Below are 15,930 nucleotides of genomic sequence, written 5' to 3' on the forward strand. Positions count from 1 at the left end.
GTGTGCCCCGCTGTCCTGAACCTTTCGATGGGTGCGGAGCATGATCGAGGCAGTCGGCCTGACCAAGCGCTACGGCGACAAGACCGCTGTGTACAACCTTTCCTTCCAGGTGCGGCCCGGGTCCGTCACCGGCTTCCTGGGGCCCAACGGCTCCGGCAAGTCGACGACGATGCGGATGATCCTCGGCCTGGACAACCCCAGCTCGGGGCAGGTGACGATCGGCGGCTACCCGTACCGCAAGCTGCCCAACGCCCCCCGCCAGGTCGGCGCGCTGCTCGACGCCAAGGCCGTGCACGGCGGCCGCACGGCCCGCAACCACCTGCTGAGCCTGGCCCAGCTGTCCGGCATCCCGGACCGCCGGGTGGACGAGGTGCTGGGCGTCGTCGGGCTCCAGGACGTCGCACGCAAGCGTTCCAAGGGCTTCTCCCTCGGCATGGGGCAGCGCCTCGGCATCGCCGCGGCGCTGCTCGGCGACCCGCAGGTGCTGCTGTTCGACGAGCCGGTCAACGGCCTCGACCCCGAGGGCATCCTCTGGGTGCGCAACCTGATGAAGTCGCTCGCCGCGGAGGGCCGTACGGTCTTCGTCTCCTCGCATCTGATGAGCGAGATGGCGCTGACCGCCGACCACCTGATCGTGATCGGGCGCGGCCAGCTCCTCGCCGACATGAGCGTGCAGGACTTCATCGCGGCGAACTCCGCCGGCTTCGCGCGCGTGCGCACGCCCGACACCGAGCCGCAGCTGCGCGAGAAGCTCTCCACGGCGCTGGCCGAGGCGGGCGGGCATGTGCTGCCCGAGCAGGACGGCGCGCTGCGCGTGACGGGGCTGCCGCTGCCGCGCATCAGCGACATCGCGCACGAGACGGACGTACGGCTGTGGGAGCTGTCGCCGCACCAGGCCTCCCTTGAGGAGGCGTACATGCGGATGACGCAGGGCGCCGTCGACTACCGCTCGACCGTCGACCAGAAGGCCGGGCTCCAGCAGCCGCTGCCGCCCGGTGCCCAGCCGCAGATGCCGGTGCCGGGGCAGGGCCAGCCCGGCTGGTACGCCCCGCCGCCGCCCCAGCAGGGCGGTCAGCCGTTCGCGATGCCCCAGGGGCAGCCCGGACAGCCCGCGCAGCCGTCGGGGCCCCCTCAGGGCCCGTACGGCGCCCCGGTCGCGCCCGCCGCGGCCCCGAACCCCTACGCGCAGCCCGCGCCCGCCGCCCCCGCTGTCGACACGACCAAGCCCAAGGACGCCCGATGAGCACCCCGCAGCCCCCGATGCCGCAGACCGCCGCACCGAACTGGCAGGCGGCGCCCGGCGCTTCGTACCCCGCTTACACCTCGCCGATCCCGGTCAAGCGCACCCACCTCGGCAACGCCCTCGCCTCGGAGTGGACGAAGATCCGCTCGGTGCGCTCCACGATGTGGACGCTCGGCGTGTTCGTCGTGCTCGTCGTCGGCATCGGACTGGCCGCCGCCGCGCTGGTCTCCGCCAACGCCGGGGAGGGCGAGCTGGCGGGCGAGAACCCGCTGTCGTTCGGCTTCTTCGGGCTGCTGCTCGGCATCATGTGCGTGATCACGCTGGGCGTGCTGACCACGGCCTCGGAGTACGGCACCGGCATGATCCGCACCACGATGACGGCGTGCCCGACCCGGGGTCGGGTGCTGACGGCGAAGGCGATCGTGTTCTTCGTGGTCGCGTTCTCCGTCACGCTGGCCTCTGCGGTGCTCGTCGCGCTCGCGGACGTGGCCCTGCTGAGCGACGCCCGGGAGCCGTCGAGCTCGGAGTGGCTGAAGGGCACGGTAGGCGTCTCGTTCTACATCGCGCTGATCGGCCTGCTCTCGCTGGTCGTCGGCTCGGTGATCCGGCACTCCGCGGGCGCCATCACCATCATGATCGGCCTGGTTCTGGCCCCGCTGGTGATCGCGCTGTTCATGTTCTCGGAGTCCCTGGAGGACCTGCGCCAGGCCCTGTTCGAGTACTCGATCCCGAACCAGCTCAGCGTCTTCTACTCGCAGTCCCTCACCGACACGGGCCCCTCCGGCTGGGACCCGCTGTGGATCATGCTGGGCGTGACGGCTGCCGCGTTCGCCGGGGCGTACGTGCTGCTGGAGAAGCGGGACGTATGAGCCGCTCCTAGAACTTCGGCGCGTTACGGGACCGCTGCACCCGCGTGGTGCGGCGGTCCTTCGCGTTCCAGCAGGACTTGTGCCAGTGCCTGCGGTCGTCGACGCCCGCATGGGCGGGCCAGGCCACCACGTGCGGGACGCCGTCGGGGATCAGCTGGTCGCAGCCGGGGCAGCGGTACGACTTGCCCTGCGCGCTGGCGCCCGCCACATGCCGTACGTTCCAGTCCTCGCCCTGCCACTCCTCGGAGGACTGCCAGCCGCCGTAGCGGCCGGGGCGGTCGTCCTCGGCGCTCAGGCCGGACGAGGCCGACACGCCGCCGGCCTTGGGACGGTTGCGACGCGGGGACACAGGACACCTCACGGGGCTATACAGGAAGCAGGGGCCATGTCCAGCCTACGCGGGGCAGGCAGGGGTACGCGTAGGCCACCAATCCCCACAAGTCCCCTTCCATGGCGACTCATTCTGCAGACAATCCGCAAATCTCTCCGTCAAGCCGTGTCCTCGGCACGTGTCAGACGGTTATGCCGAGTGGGGGAGCTCCGCGTCGGAGCCAAGGAAGCAGGAAAAGAGCAATGCGCGTTGGAAGTTTCGTGTTGGCGGCCCAGTTCCCGGGTCAGGGCCAGGGGGAGGCGCTGCACCGCGCGGTCCGCTCGGCCGAGGTCGCAGAGGAGTCGGGGCTCGACTCGGTCTGGCTGGCCGAGCACCACTTCGTGCCGTACGGCACCTGCCCGTCGGCGATCACCCTGGCCGCGTTACTGCTCGGCCGCACCCGCCGGATCCGTGTCGGCACCGCCGTCAGCGTACTGCCCACCGCCCACCCGGTGGCCATGGGCGAACAGGCCGCGCTGCTGCATCTGACGAGCGGCGGGCGCTTCTCGCTGGGCGTCGGACGCGGCGGACCCTGGGTCGACCTGGAGGTCTTCGGCTCGGGCCTTGAGGCGTACGAGTCGGGGTTCCCGGAATCACTCGATCTGCTGGTGCGCTGGCTGCGCGAACCGTCGGTCGCGGCGGCCGGAAACCGCTACTCCTTCCGCGAGGTCCCGGTCGTCCCGCGCCCCTCGGAGTCCCTGTCGGGCGAGCCCGGACCCGAGGTCGTCCTCGCCTGTACGTCGCCGAGGAGCGTGCGGCTCGCCGCCGAGCGCGGGCTGCCGATGCTGCTCGGGATGCATGTGGGCGACGAGGAGAAGGCGGAGATGGTCGCCCTGTGGCGGGAGCACGCGCGCGCGGCCGGACGCACGCCGGAGGAGATCCGGGCGGCGGCCCATGTCTCGGCCGGCGTCTGCCAGATCGCCGACCGGCGCACGGACGCGGCGGAGGCCCTGCTGAAGGCCATGCCGGGCTGGCTGAAGCAGGGCCTGGAGGCCCATGTCACGGTGGACGGCCGCCATCGGGCGATGCGCGACCCGCTGGCGTACACCGAACTGCTCTGCGGGCTGCACCCGGTGGGCACCCCCCGGCTGTGCGCCGACCGGCTGGCCGCGACCAGCGAGCGGACCGGCATCTCCCGCTTCGCCCTGCTCGTCGAGGGCTCGGGCGACCTGGCGGCCACGGAGGAGAACGTACGGCGGCTGGGCGCCGAGGTGCTCCCTCACCTCGGCTGAACGGACCTGGGCCCACCGGAGGCTTGCCGCCCGGTACTGAATGCACCTCCCGCGTACAGAGCGGCAAGCAGGCGGCTCCCGGATCAGCAGTCCCGGAGCTCCGGAGACTGGTTCAACAGCTGGTTGCGCACCGAGGTGAAGCGGGCCAGCGTCTCGTCGACCGAGGGGTCGAGCGGGAACACCGCCACCCGGTGGCAGTTCTGGAAGGCCAGCCGCACACCGAAGTGCCGTTGCAGCGCGCCGCGTATCGCGTCACTCGCAAGCGCACGCAGCAGCTGGCCACGCGCCTGCTCGTCCGGCGGGGGCGTCTGGTTGTCGGCGAACTCTCCACCGTCGACCTTCAGCTGAGCCACCAGGGAGCTGATCATCTCCCATGCGTAGGGCAGGGAGGTCCGGACGCAGTCGACGAAGGCGGCTTCATCGACCTCGCCTCGCTCGGCCTGTTCCAGTAGGGCCGGTGAGACGTCGAGCGACATGAGTTCTCCTCTCGCACCCCCGAACAACAGGGGTTGCCGGACAGGGACGGGAGTTCACATCCCGAACACGCTGCGTGCACGGTCAGCGACCTCCCGTTTACTACCGTAGGCAACAGGCCGTGACGGCACCAGAAGAATGCGTACATGGACAAGTCCCAGTGGGCACACAATCGGCCATAACCGAACAGGGCTCTTCCAGGGCGAATCGCGTGCACACCGGCCCGTCGAGTAGCGTTGCCGACCATGCGTCTCGTCATCGCCCGATGCTCCGTCGACTACGCGGGCCGGCTCACCGCCCATCTTCCGTCCGCACCCCGTCTGATCCTGGTGAAGGCGGACGGCAGTGTGTCCATCCACGCGGACGACCGGGCCTACAAGCCCCTGAACTGGATGTCCCCGCCGTGCTCGTTGAAGGAGGGCACGGGCGACGAGGACGGCGTGTGGACCGTCACCAACAAGGCGGGCGAGAAGCTCATCATCACGATGGAGGAGATCCTCCATGACTCCTCGCACGAACTCGGCGTCGATCCCGGCCTGATCAAGGACGGCGTGGAAGCACACCTTCAGGAACTCCTCGCCGACCGCATCGAAACGCTGGGCGAGGGCTACACGTTGATCCGGCGCGAGTACATGACGGCCATCGGCCCGGTGGACATCCTGTGCCGCGACGCCGAGGGGCAGACGGTCGCGGTGGAGATCAAGCGCCGGGGCGAGATCGACGGCGTGGAACAACTGACGCGCTACCTGGAACTCCTGAACCGCGACCCCCACCTGGCCCCGGTGAAGGGCGTCTTCGCGGCGCAGGAGATCAAGCCCCAGGCCCGAGTCCTGGCAACGGACCGCGGAATCGGCTGCACGGTGCTCGACTACGACGCCCTGCGGGGCATCGAGGACGACAAGCTCCGGCTGTTCTGACCGGCGGTTCTACGACGTCGAGGGCCGGGTCCAAGGACCCGGCCCTCTTGTGCTGTGCGGAGCCTCAGATCACGTCGGCGGAGCTGCTGGGACTGTCCGGCGCGCTGCTCTCCGGGGCGCTGGCGGAGCTGCTCGTCTCCGTCGGACCGCTGGCCGTGTCGGAGGTGGACGGGGTGTCCGTCGGCGTGGCCGTGGGCGTTTCCGTCGGGGTCTCGGTCGGAGTTTCCGTCGGGGTCTCGGTCGGTGTCTCCGTCGGCGTTTGCGTCGGAGTTTTCGTCGGCGGCCTCGTAGAAGAACTCGGCGGCTTCGTGGGCGAGTTGGACGGGCCCCCCGGCCCGTTCGTGCCGCTCGGGTCGTCCGAGGGCTCCGCCGTCTGCGTGGGCGTCGGGTCGTCGGACGTGCCGTACGTGCCGTCGGGCCCCGGATCCGTCGGGCGGCTCGTCGCCGTGCCCGTGTCGCCCGAGCCCTCGCCGTCGTCCGCCTTGTCCGCGCCGAGGCTGTCGTCACCGGCGCCCTGGCTGGCCGACGGGTTGACGCCGACCTGGTCGGACGGGTTGCTCTCGCCGTCGGACGTGGCGCCGAGAGTCACCACGGTGCCGAGGACGGCGACCAGCAGCGCACCCGCGCCCGCCGCCGCGAGGTTCCGCCTGGCGAGGCCCTTCAGACCGCCCCGCGCCTTGCGCGACGGGCCAAGACCCGAGCTGCGGTGGATGACGAGGGCCGGGTCGCTCGCGGGCTGCCGAAGCGGCGCGAACGCCGGAATTCCGCCGGGCGGCGACTGCGACTCCTCATGGCGCGCGTCCGGCACCTCCTCCCCCGCCGTCGCGCCGAGCCCGGCCGCCACGATGCCGACGCCCGGAGTGTCCCCGGTGCGGTCGGCGACCAGCGCCAGGGCACGGCGGCCCGCGACGGTGCCCCGCTTGTCCGCGAGGGCGCCCCGAAGGCCGATGGATGCCTCCAACTCGGCACGGGCCCGGTCGTACTGTCCGCCGCAGAGCGCGACGATGCCCAACTCATGGTGGAAGTAGGCCTGTTCACCCACGTCCCCGGCGAGCCGCGCCGCCTCCGCGCCGGACCTGAGCGCACGGTCCCAGGCGCTCCAGTGCAGCCCCGCGGCGAACGCGGGCGCGGCGGTGCGGGCGAGCAGGACGGTCGGGCTCTCCTCCCCCTCCTCGGCGGGCGGGGTGGTGGCGGGCACCAGCACGCTCAGCGCGGCGAGCAGGGCGTCCGCCTCGGCGCACACCCGCTCCGGCGTGACCGAGGGATGCCCGGCCCACCAGGAGTAGTGCTGGGCGGCGGCCAGGGCACCGGCCTCGACGTCGTCGGCGTATCCGGATGCCGCCAGCTGGGTGCGTACACCGGCCGCGAGCCGGTAGCGGGCGCCGACAGGAGAGACAAGACCGCACGCGGCCAGCTCGCCGAGCGCGGCGTCCGCGTGGGTGTCGCCGACGAGGGCAGGCAGATGGGCCTGGTGCGGCACCTCGCCGCCGAGCGCTACGGCGATGCGCAGCGTGGCGCGGGCCGAGGCGCTGAGCCGGGAGGCGAGCAGCGGGGCGGGAGCGGCCGCCTCGCCGAGCGCCGGCAGGGGTATGTCCACGCCGTCCTCGGCGTCGAAGGGCGCGTCGGCGGGCAGCGCGTCCTCGAAGACGCCGTACTCGTCGACGGCACCGGCCCCGGCCCGCAGTTGGTCGCGCTGGCGCAGCAGGGCACCGGCCTGGACGAACCGCAGGGGCAGCCCCTCGGACTCGAACCAGAGGTCACCGGCCCAGTTGGCCTCGTCCTCGCTCAGCGCACGGCCGACGACCCGTTCCAGCAGATCCAGACCCGCGGCGCGCTCCAGACCGCCGAGGAAGACCTCTTCGAGCGCGGAGTCGGCGGACGGCGCGGGCACCTCGGGCGTGGCCGCGATCAGGAACGCGCACTCGGGCGTGGCGTCGAGCAGTTCGTCGAGGGCGGCGCCGCCGATCTCGATGTCGTCCAGGACGACGACCGCGCCGATCTCACGGACGCAGGCGAGCAGTTCGTCCCGGTCCGGGCGGTGCAGGGGTGCGTCGTAGACGGCGTAGAGGAGGTCGTGGAGCAGGTCGTCGGCCGTGCGGTGGAAGCCGTTCAGGCGGACCACGCCGTCCGGTGCGAGGTCCGCGCAGTCCTCGGCGACGACGTCGAGCAGGCGGGTGCGGCCGGATCCGGCGGGGCCGGTCAGGCGTACGGAACGGCCGCGCGCGAGCAGTCGTACGAGCCGTTCGCGCTCCTCCTGGCGGGCCAGCAGGGGCAGTTCCGGCTGAGGCGGCCCGGGCGGCACCGGTGGCCTGGCCGCACGGTCGGCCTCGGCGCGGGCGGCCGCGGTGAGCTTCGCGGGCCTGGTGGGCCGCTCGCCGGGCGGGCATGCCTCTATCTCGCTGCCGTCGACCGGATTGACGGTGAGCAGGAAGTCGCCCGAGACGAGCTGGACGGTACGGGCCAGTGCGGGCGTGTGCTGTCCGAAGTCGGGTGTGAGGGGATCCCTGGGCGGGCGCTGACGGGGCGCGTCGGCGCCGTCGTCATGGCCGTACTCCTCGGGTCCCCGGTTGTTCGGGTCCATAGGTTTCAAGCCCCCAAAAGCGTCGTGTGCCGAAGCCCCTCCCGGCCTTGCTGCACACCGCGCTGTCGCTTCTGGTCCGGGCCCGCTCGAAGGGTTGTCACGCAGCGGGCGACCGAACCCTAAACCTTTGCACAGTATCTACGACAGGCCGGGGTACCGCGCCGCCCGAGACGTCACAGGTTCATGAGGATTGTGTGCGAGATACGCTTCGCGACCGGAACGTCCGACCGCTGGTCCCCACCCGTGCCGCTCGTCACACGCGCGGCAGTGACTCCACCCCGATGCCGCCCTCGATGGCGAGGATCCGGTGCAGCCGGGTGGCCACCAGCAGGCGTTGCATCTGCGGAGGCACCCCGCGCAGCACCAGGCGCCTGCCGCAGCGTCCGGCGCGCCGGTGCGCTCCCATGATCACTCCAAGGCCGGTGGCGTCCCAGGAGTCCAGCTCGGACAGGTCGAGCACCAGATCGCCGACTCCGTCGTCGACGGCCGAGTGCAGGACCGTTCGGGCGTCCGCCGCGCTGCGGACGTCGAGGCGGCCCCCGACGACCAGCTCGGCGTGGTCGCCCCTGATGTGCATAGCGCTCCCCTAAGCGTGCGTCTCGTGCTCCGCGATGTGTGTCCGGTGATGCAACCTCTGACGGCCCTAAGCCATCAGAGGTTGCCGTCTGTAAGCGAACCGATACCGAATTCACCCCGGAGGGTGATACTCCTGGGGCGTGTGCGGTTTCAGTGCTTGTAGAAGCCCTGCCCGCTCTTGCGTCCGATGTCACCGGCGTCAACCATTCGGCGCATCAGCTCCGGCGGAGCGAACTTCTCGTCCTGGGACTCGGTGTAGATGTTGCTGGTGGCGTGCAGCAGGATGTCGACGCCGGTGAGGTCGGCCGTGGCGAGCGGGCCCATGGCGTGGCCGAAGCCCAGCTTGCAGGCGAGGTCGATGTCCTCGGCGGTGGCGACGCCCGACTCGTAGAGCTTGGCGGCCTCGACGACGAGCGCCGAGATGAGCCGGGTGGTGACGAAGCCGGCCACGTCCCGGTTCACTACGATGCAGGTCTTGCCTACGGACTCGGCGAACTCCCGTGCGGTGGCGAGGGTTTCGTCGCTGGTCTTGTAGCCGCGCACCAGCTCGCACAGCTGCATCATCGGGACCGGCGAGAAGAAGTGGGTGCCGACCACGCGCTCGGGGCGCTCGGTCACGGCCGCGATCTTGGTGATCGGGATGGCGGAGGTGTTGGAGGCGAGCACGGCGTCGTCGCGCACGATCTTGTCGAGCGCGCGGAAGATCTCGTGCTTGACCTCAAGCTTCTCGAAGACGGCCTCGACGACGATGTCGGCGTCCGCTGCGGCGTCGAGGTCAGTGGTGGCGGTGATCCGGCCGAGGGCGGCGTCGGCGTCGTGCGCCTCCATCCTGCCCTTGCTCACGAACTTGTCGTACGAGGCCTTGATGCCGTCGGTGCCACGCCCCAGGGCCTCGTCGGTGACGTCGCGCAGAACGACGTCCCAGCCCGCCTGCGCGGAGACCTGGGCGATCCCGGAACCCATCAAGCCGGCGCCGATGACGGCAAGCTTCCGTGCCACTGTGCGACTCCCCATTACACGCTGTTTACGTTCCTCTTCGGCGGACCATAGCGGGCGTGAGGCGCTGTGTGACCGGTTAGTAACGCGAGTCACGTCTCATCTGACGGACATCACACCGGCACGGGCCATTCCACGCCCCGTACGGCGTAGTTGAGCGCCTTCTCGCCCAACAGCTCCTCGATGTCGTCCACAGGGACAAGTCCTTCACGTGACACTTCGCCCGGATTACGCCCGGCGACCAAGCAGTGGGTCACTGTCCGGGGTACCGGTCTCCTCGTGGCCCCCCGTCAGCCGGCTGGCCATGCTCCTAGTGCCGGCCGTGGTGGTGATGGGGCTCAGGGCGTCGCTGGCACTGGCGATGTGGATCCGCAGCCCGCAGGAGTTCGGGCCCCTGGGCGCGGTCGGCCTCGCGGCGCCGGCCGTGACAGTCGGCACACGCGTGTCCCGAACCGCCGGAGCGTAACTAGGCTGGTCACATGGTCAATCTGACGCGTATCTACACCAGGACCGGCGACCGGGGCACCACCGCGCTCGGGGACATGAGCCGGGTCGCCAAGACCGATCTGCGGATCTCGGCCTATGCCGACGCCAATGAGGCGAATGCCGTGATCGGGACGGCGATCGCCCTGGGCCGTCTGGACGAGGAGGTCGTCAAGGTCCTCACCCGTGTGCAGAACGACCTGTTCGACGTGGGTGCGGACCTGTCGACGCCGGTGGTGGAGAACCCGGAGTTCCCGCCCCTGAGGGTCGAGCAGTTCTACATCGACAAGCTGGAGGCCGACTGCGACCGCTTCAACGAGCGACTGGAGAAGCTGCGGTCCTTCATCCTCCCCGGCGGCACCCCGGGCGCGGCCCTGCTCCACCAGGCCTGCACGGTCGTACGCCGGGCAGAGCGCTCGACGTGGGCCGCGATGGAGGTCCACGGCGAGGTCATGAACCCGCTCACCGCGACCTACCTCAACCGGCTATCGGACCTGCTGTTCATCCTGGCCCGGACGGCCAACAAGGGTGTCGGGGACGTGCTCTGGGTTCCGGGCGGGGAGCGCTGAGGCCGGTTCCTTGCGGGGCCGGACCGTATAGGAGAGGGCGATCAGGCCGTAGATGCCGACCGTGCGGATCGCCACCCACTGGAAGGAGCGCAGGGAGTTCACGTCTCCCTCGTCGCCGACGTACCAGACGGCGAGTTGGAGCAGCGTGAGCGCCACCGCGCCGCCGAACACCGCGCGCAGCCACAGCTTGCCCTCGTGGACGGCGCGGGCGCGGCCGTAGCGCGGGGGTGCCGGCGGGCGCGGGGCGCCGGCCAGGCGGTGGGCGGCGTGGCCGTCGAGCCAGCGGATCGTGTAGAGGCCGAAGGCGACGGTGTAGCCGATGTAGAGCGCCGCGAGTCCGTGCTCCCAGCTCGGTTCGGCGCCGTTCCTCAGGTCGATCGCCGTGGCGACGAACAGGACCAGCTCCAGTACCGGCTCGCACAGCAGCAGCACCACGCTGGTCCGGCGCCACTTCAGCAGATAGCGGACGCCGAGTCCGAGCGCCAGCAGCACCCAGAAGCCGACCTCACAGGCGACGACCAATCCGACGATCACGGCACGCTCCTCTCGATCACCCTTCCAGGCTCCCGGCGGGAGGCGCGGCTTTCGTCGTCGGCGGTGACGAACCGCCGGTACATCGAAAGATGCAGTGCGGGACCCTTCCCGGGCATCAGGCGACGCAGCAGCGGGCCGTGTTGGATGGCGTCATGGCCGTACCGCTCCCCCGCCCGCACCCCGACGATGTGCGCATCGCCGTCGCCGGGCTGCTCGGCGGGCTCCTCATCTGGGGCGTCGGGCTCGGTACCCGCACGGCGAACGATCCGATCGTGCTGTGGGAGGGGCGCTGGCCCGTCCTGGTGCCGCTCGCCGTCATGTCCGCCTGCGAGCTGCTGCGCCGCACCCGCCCCCGTACGGGCCTGGTCCTCGGGACGCTCGCGCTGACCGCGGACGTGGTCACCCAGGGCAATCTGGTGACGATCGTGATGTTCACGGACCTCGTCTACGCGGCCGTCCTGTACGGCCCGCCCGGCACCGCCCGCCGGGTGCCGAGGATCACCAGTCTGATGACGGTGGCCGGCGCGGTGCTGCCCCTCGCCGTGTGGCAGGAGCCGGAGGCGCTGCTGGTCGGGGTGGTCATCGGCCTGGTGGCGTTCACGCCCGCCGCCACCGGCTGGATCGTGCGCAACCACCGAGACGCCGCCGAGGCAGCACGGCTGCACGCCGAACAGACCGCGCTGCTGGCCGAGATGGACCGCACCCAGGCGGTCACCGCCGAACGCGCCCGGATGGCCCGCGAACTGCACGACATGGTCGCCAACCATCTGTCCGCCATCGCGATCCACTCCACCGCCGCGCTCTCCCTGGACGACCCGAGGACCTCCAAGGACGCCCTCGAAGTCATCCGTGAGAACAGCGTCGAGGGGCTCGCCGAGATGCGCCGGCTCATCGGCATCCTGCGCGACAGCAGCGGCGACCTGGAACCGGCGGCGGCCCCCACCCTGGACGGACTCGGCGCGCTCGTGGAGGGCGCCCGCACCAACGGCCTCGACGTCACCCTCGACACCGAGCACGGCAGACTGCCCGCCCCCGTCGAACTCGCCGCCTACCGCATCGTCCAGGAGTCCCTCACCAACGCCCTCAAGCACGCCTCCCCCGGCCGGGTCACGGTGACGCTCGCCCAGCGCGACAGCGTCCTCGACGTCCGGGTGACGAGCCCCTACGGCGACCACGACGGCCCTCGCGCCCCCGGTTCCGGCGCCGGTCTGGTCGGGATGCGGGAACGGACGGCGCTGCTGGGCGGCAGCTTCGAGGCGGCCCCCGAGGACTCCCCGGACGGCAAGATCTGGGCTGTGCACGCCACGCTTCCCGTGACCGACATCGCGCAAGGAGACCCAGCATGATCCGCGTCCTCGTCGCCGAGGACCAGTCCGCCGTCCGCGCCGGGCTTGTCCTCATTCTGCGCAGCGCGCCCGACGTCGAGGTGGTCGGCGAGGCGGCGGACGGCGAGCAGGCGGTGACGCTGGCCCGTGAGCTGCGCCCCGACCTGGTGCTGATGGACGTACAGATGCCGCGTCTTGACGGGGTGTCGGCTACACGGAAGGTCGTCGAGGAGGGGCTCGCGGATGTGCTCGTGCTGACCACCTTCGACCTCGACGAGTATGTGTTCGGGGCGCTGAGGGCCGGGGCGTCCGGGTTTCTGCTGAAGAACACCGAGGCCAGGGATCTGCTGGAGGCCGTGCGGACGGTCGCGCGGGGCGAGGGGGTCGTCGCCCCGGCCGTCACCCGGCGGCTGATCGCGGAGTTCGCCGCGGGGCCCGTGCGGGAGTCGAAGGCCGATCCGGCCGTCCTCGAATCGCTGACCCGGCGTGAGCGCGAGGTGTTGTCGTGTCTCGGCGAGGGACTGTCCAACGCGGAGATCGCGCACCGGCTCGACATGGCGGAGGCGACGGTGAAGACGCACGTCAGCCGGTTGCTGGGGAAGCTGGAGCTGCGCAGCCGGGTCCAAGCGGCCGTACTGGCACAGGAGTTGGGGATCTAGAGGAGCCCCGGGACAAGTGGTCTGGACCTATTGACCTATGGTCCAGACCTTTCTATTCTCGCGGCACCGTGGGCGTGAAGGCTCAGCACGCCCTCTCACCCTCTTACCCAGACAGGGAGGCGCAGCATGCGCTTCAGACACAGAGCCGCGGCAGGGTTCGCGACCCTGTTGCTCCCCTTCGCCGGACTGGTCGGTCTCGCCAGTCCCGCCGAGGCGGCCACCTCCGCCACCGCCACCTACGCCAAGACCCAGGACTGGGGCACCGGCTTCGAGGGCAAGTGGACGGTGAAGAACACCGGCGACACCACCATCAGCTCCTGGACCGTCGAATGGGACTTCCCCTCCGGCACCTCCGTCACCTCCGCCTGGGACGCCGACGTCACCTCCTCCGGCACCCATTGGACCGCCAAGAACAAGTCCTGGAACGGCACCCTCGCTCCCGGCGCCTCCGTCTCCTTCGGCTTCAACGGCGCAGGCTCCGGCTCGCCCTCCAACTGCAAGCTCAACGGCGGCAGTTGTGACGGCGGCGGCACCGTCCCCGGCGACGCGGCACCCTCCGCGCCAGGCACCCCGACGGCCTCCGGCATCACCGACACCTCGGTGAAGCTCACCTGGAGCGCCGCCACCGACGACAAGGGCATCAAGAACTACGACGTCCTGCGCGGCGGCACCAAGGTCGCCACCGTCACCGGCACCACCTACACGGACACCGGCCTGACCGCCGGCACCGACTACTCCTACACCGTGCAGGCCCGGGACACCGCCGACCAGACCGGCCCGGTCAGCGGCGCGGTCGCGGTCCGCACCACCGGCGGCGGCACCGACCCCGACCCGGAGCCCGGCTCCAAGGTCAACCTCGGCTACTTCACCGAGTGGGGCGTCTACGGCCGCAACTACCACGTCAAGAACCTGGTGACATCCGGTTCCGCGTCCAAGATCACGCACATCAACTACGCGTTCGGCAACGTCAAGAACGGCCAGTGCGTCCTCGATGACGCCTACGCCGCCACCGACAAGGCCTACACTGCGGACCAGTCCGTCTCCGGCGTCGCCGACACCTGGGACCAGCCGCTGCGCGGCAACTTCAACCAGCTGCGCCAGCTGAAGGCCAAGTACCCGCACATCAAGGTGCTGTACTCCTTCGGCGGCTGGACCTACTCCGGCGGCTTCGGCCAGGCCGCGGCCAACCCGGCCGCGTTCGCCAAGTCCTGCAAGGCGGTCGTGGAGGACCCGCGCTGGGCCGATGTCTTCGACGGCATCGACATCGACTGGGAGTACCCGAACGCCTGCGGTCTCACCTGTGACACCTCCGGTCCGGCGGCGTTCAAGAACCTCTCCCAGGCGCTGCGGGCCGAGTTCGGCTCGAACTACCTGATCACCGCCGCCATCACCGCGGACGCCTCCTCCGGCGGCAAGATCGACGCGGCCGACTACGGTGGCGCCGCGCAGTACCTCGACTGGTACAACGTGATGACGTACGACTACTTCGGCGCCTGGGACAGGACCGGCCCGACCGCCCCGCACTCCCCGCTCACCTCGTACTCCGGCATCCCGAAGGCGGGCTTCAACTCCGCCGACGCGATCGCCAAGCTCAAGGCCAAGGGCGTCCCCGCGTCCAAGCTGCTGCTCGGCATCGGCTTCTACGGCCGCGGCTGGACCGGCGTCACCCAGTCCGCCCCCGGCGGCACGGCGACCGGCCCGGCGACCGGCACCTATGAGGCGGGCATCGAGGACTACAAGATCCTCAAGAACTCCTGCCCCGCCACCGGCACCGTCGGCGGCACCGCGTACGCCCACTGCGGCAGCAACTGGTGGTCGTACGACACCCCCGCGACCATCGGCACCAAGATGAGCTGGGCCAAGAACCAGGGCCTGGGCGGTGCCTTCTTCTGGGAGTTCAGCGGCGACACCAGCAATGGTGAGCTGGTGAGCGCCATCAGCAACGGGCTGAAGTAAGCAAGATCAGCAAGATCACCTAGGCGACATTGACGCTCCCCCAGACTTCGTCCGGGGGGGGGGACCCCCACCCAGCGAGTGAACGTGGCTACGCCACGTTCACTCGCTGTCCGGGCGGGGCTGCCTCAAGCCACGCGAGGAAACCGGTCAGCGCGTCTTCGCTCATGGCGAGCTCCAGGCGCGTGCCCCGGTGCAGACAGGTCAGGATGACGGCGTCGGAGAGCAGCGCCAGCTCCTCCTCGCCCTCGGGCAGCCGACGCCCGGCGACCTCGATCGCGGCGCGCTCCAGGATGCGGCGCGGGCGATAGGCGTAGGAGAAGACCCGGTACCACTCGATGCGGTCGCCGTTGTAGCGGGCGACGCCGTAGCTCCAGCCCTTGCCGCTGGTGTCGGTTTTCTCCGGGGTGTCCCAGCGCAGCGAACAGTCGAAGGTGCCGCCGGAGCGCTGGATGAGTCTGCGGCGCAGCCCGAAGACGAACAGCCCCAGCACCACAAGGGCTACGACGATTCCGCACACAGTCAGAGCGAGGACCATCGACACCGACCTCCTCGTCTCCTAGGTACCTTCAAATCAGGTAACGGAACGGAAAAAACATCCATATCTGCCTCAGCCGCGGCCGGCACCGGATCACTCCGGTCCCAGCCGCGGCTGAGTGACGTCATCGCGTGGCGCGAGCCCGCTTTCTCAACGGGCCGCCGCGGCACGCAGGCGGACATCGGCCCGCCGCTCGGCGGCGGCGTCACCTTCCGCCTTCGCGCGCTCCAGCTCACGCTCCGCGCGCTGGACGTCGATCTCGTCCGACAGCTCGGCGATCTCGGCCAGCAGCGACAGCTTGTTGTCCGCGAACGAGATGAAACCGCCGTGCACCGCGGCGACGACCGTTCCACCTTCACTCGTACGGATGGTCACCGGGCCCGACTCCAGCACACCGAGCAGCGGCTGGTGACCGGGCATGACGCCGATGTCGCCGGACGTGGTGCGCGCGACGACCAGGGTGGCCTGACCGGACCAGACCTCTCGGTCGGCCGCGACCAGCGCGACGTGCAGCTCAGCAGCCAAGGGTGGCTCCTCGGGTCACCACCCGGCGGTTGTGCCGGGTGTTGGTTACAAGTCTAGTAGGCGTGAAAGAGGGGGCGGGACGTACC

17 protein-coding genes and 1 pseudogene are annotated in these 15,930 nt (G+C 70.5%); 9 read left to right on the plus strand and 9 right to left on the minus strand.

The window, feature by feature from the left end; genetic code table 11:
* The first annotated feature begins 40 nt into the window (after positions 1–40).
* Together H4N64_RS26600 and H4N64_RS26605 are read left to right on the plus strand one after the other, a co-directional pair.
* Positions 41–1,243: an ABC transporter ATP-binding protein gene (locus H4N64_RS26600; RefSeq protein ID WP_186284947.1), complete on the plus strand. Its 1,203-nt coding sequence runs from the start codon at positions 41–43 to the stop codon at positions 1,241–1,243.
* Entirely contained in the window at positions 1,240–2,112 is an 873-nt protein-coding gene (locus tag H4N64_RS26605; protein ID WP_186284948.1) for an ABC-2 transporter permease, read from the plus strand. The genes H4N64_RS26600 and H4N64_RS26605 overlap by 4 nt, the downstream gene beginning before the upstream one ends.
* Before the next feature lie 7 nt (positions 2,113–2,119).
* On the opposite strand, the gene H4N64_RS26610 is transcribed toward H4N64_RS26605, so the two are convergent.
* A complete protein-coding gene (locus H4N64_RS26610; RefSeq protein ID WP_186284949.1) occupies positions 2,120–2,461 on the minus strand; it encodes an ATP/GTP-binding protein in 342 nt (113 codons plus the stop codon).
* Positions 2,462–2,685: 224 nt separating this feature from the next.
* On the opposite strand from H4N64_RS26610, the gene H4N64_RS26615 reads away from it, so the two are divergent.
* The gene (locus H4N64_RS26615) at positions 2,686–3,714 is read left to right on the plus strand and encodes an LLM class flavin-dependent oxidoreductase (protein WP_186284950.1); all 1,029 of its coding nucleotides are present in this window, start codon (positions 2,686–2,688) and stop codon (positions 3,712–3,714) included.
* Positions 3,715–3,797: 83 nt separating this feature from the next.
* On the opposite strand, the gene H4N64_RS26620 is transcribed toward H4N64_RS26615, so the two are convergent.
* Positions 3,798–4,190 carry an SCO5389 family protein gene (locus H4N64_RS26620; RefSeq protein WP_186284951.1) on the minus strand — a complete coding sequence of 131 codons (393 nt, stop codon included), beginning with the start codon at positions 4,188–4,190 and terminating at the stop codon, positions 3,798–3,800.
* A gap of 243 nt (positions 4,191–4,433) precedes the next feature.
* Between H4N64_RS26620 and nucS the strand changes: the two genes are divergently transcribed.
* Positions 4,434–5,105 (plus strand): endonuclease NucS, encoded by a 672-nt coding sequence (gene nucS / locus H4N64_RS26625; protein ID WP_186284952.1) that lies wholly within the window; start codon positions 4,434–4,436, stop codon positions 5,103–5,105.
* Positions 5,106–5,169: 64 nt separating this feature from the next.
* On the opposite strand, the gene H4N64_RS26630 is transcribed toward nucS, so the two are convergent.
* The 4 genes and pseudogenes from H4N64_RS26630 to H4N64_RS26645 all read right to left on the minus strand — a co-directional run.
* Positions 5,170–7,686 carry an ATP-binding protein gene (locus H4N64_RS26630; protein WP_186284953.1) on the minus strand — a complete coding sequence of 839 codons (2,517 nt, stop codon included), beginning with the start codon at positions 7,684–7,686 and terminating at the stop codon, positions 5,170–5,172.
* Between the two features lie 253 nt (positions 7,687–7,939).
* Positions 7,940–8,263: an STAS domain-containing protein gene (locus H4N64_RS26635; protein WP_186284954.1), complete on the minus strand. Its 324-nt coding sequence runs from the start codon at positions 8,261–8,263 to the stop codon at positions 7,940–7,942.
* A 149-nt stretch (positions 8,264–8,412) separates the two neighbouring features.
* Positions 8,413–9,261 (minus strand): 3-hydroxybutyryl-CoA dehydrogenase, encoded by an 849-nt coding sequence (locus H4N64_RS26640; protein WP_186284955.1) that lies wholly within the window; start codon positions 9,259–9,261, stop codon positions 8,413–8,415.
* Positions 9,262–9,371: 110 nt separating this feature from the next.
* A pseudogene (locus tag H4N64_RS26645) lies at positions 9,372–9,503 on the minus strand (TetR/AcrR family transcriptional regulator); the annotation flags it as partial.
* A 59-nt stretch (positions 9,504–9,562) separates the two neighbouring features.
* Between H4N64_RS26645 and H4N64_RS26650 the strand changes: the two are divergent.
* Positions 9,563–9,724 carry a hypothetical protein gene (locus tag H4N64_RS26650; RefSeq protein WP_186284956.1) on the plus strand — a complete coding sequence of 54 codons (162 nt, stop codon included), beginning with the start codon at positions 9,563–9,565 and terminating at the stop codon, positions 9,722–9,724.
* Between the two features lie 13 nt (positions 9,725–9,737).
* Positions 9,738–10,310 carry a cob(I)yrinic acid a,c-diamide adenosyltransferase gene (locus tag H4N64_RS26655; RefSeq protein ID WP_186284957.1) on the plus strand — a complete coding sequence of 191 codons (573 nt, stop codon included), beginning with the start codon at positions 9,738–9,740 and terminating at the stop codon, positions 10,308–10,310.
* Here H4N64_RS26655 and H4N64_RS26660 read toward each other — a convergent pair.
* Positions 10,227–10,844, minus strand: a complete 618-nt coding sequence (locus H4N64_RS26660) for a hypothetical protein (protein ID WP_186284958.1) — start codon at positions 10,842–10,844, stop codon at positions 10,227–10,229. The two genes, H4N64_RS26655 and H4N64_RS26660, sit on opposite strands and share 84 nt — an antisense overlap.
* A 152-nt stretch (positions 10,845–10,996) precedes the next feature.
* Between H4N64_RS26660 and H4N64_RS26665 the strand changes: the two genes are divergently transcribed.
* The 3 genes from H4N64_RS26665 to H4N64_RS26675 all read left to right on the plus strand — a co-directional run bounded on the left by H4N64_RS26665 (position 10,997) and on the right by H4N64_RS26675 (position 14,784).
* A complete protein-coding gene (locus H4N64_RS26665) occupies positions 10,997–12,190 on the plus strand; it encodes a sensor histidine kinase (protein WP_260859989.1) in 1,194 nt (397 codons plus the stop codon).
* Complete coding sequence (locus H4N64_RS26670; RefSeq protein ID WP_186284960.1) at positions 12,187–12,828, plus strand: response regulator; 642 nt, start codon at positions 12,187–12,189, stop codon at positions 12,826–12,828. The genes H4N64_RS26665 and H4N64_RS26670 overlap by 4 nt, the downstream gene beginning before the upstream one ends.
* Before the next feature lie 126 nt (positions 12,829–12,954).
* On the plus strand, positions 12,955–14,784 hold the full coding sequence (locus H4N64_RS26675) for a glycoside hydrolase family 18 chitinase (RefSeq protein ID WP_186284961.1): 1,830 nt from the start codon (positions 12,955–12,957) through the stop codon (positions 14,782–14,784).
* A gap of 88 nt (positions 14,785–14,872) precedes the next feature.
* Here the strand turns inward: H4N64_RS26675 and H4N64_RS26680 are convergent, their stop codons facing one another.
* Both H4N64_RS26680 and H4N64_RS26685 read right to left on the minus strand, forming a co-directional pair.
* Positions 14,873–15,319 (minus strand): DUF2550 domain-containing protein, encoded by a 447-nt coding sequence (locus H4N64_RS26680; RefSeq protein ID WP_186284962.1) that lies wholly within the window; start codon positions 15,317–15,319, stop codon positions 14,873–14,875.
* Positions 15,320–15,469: 150 nt separating this feature from the next.
* A complete protein-coding gene (locus H4N64_RS26685) occupies positions 15,470–15,844 on the minus strand; it encodes a F0F1 ATP synthase subunit epsilon (protein ID WP_186284963.1) in 375 nt (124 codons plus the stop codon).
* Positions 15,845–15,930: the final 86 nt, after the last annotated feature.

The sequence above is a fragment of the Streptomyces cupreus genome (assembly GCF_014257025.1).
GTDB classification, from domain to species: domain Bacteria; phylum Actinomycetota; class Actinomycetes; order Streptomycetales; family Streptomycetaceae; genus Streptomyces; species Streptomyces cupreus.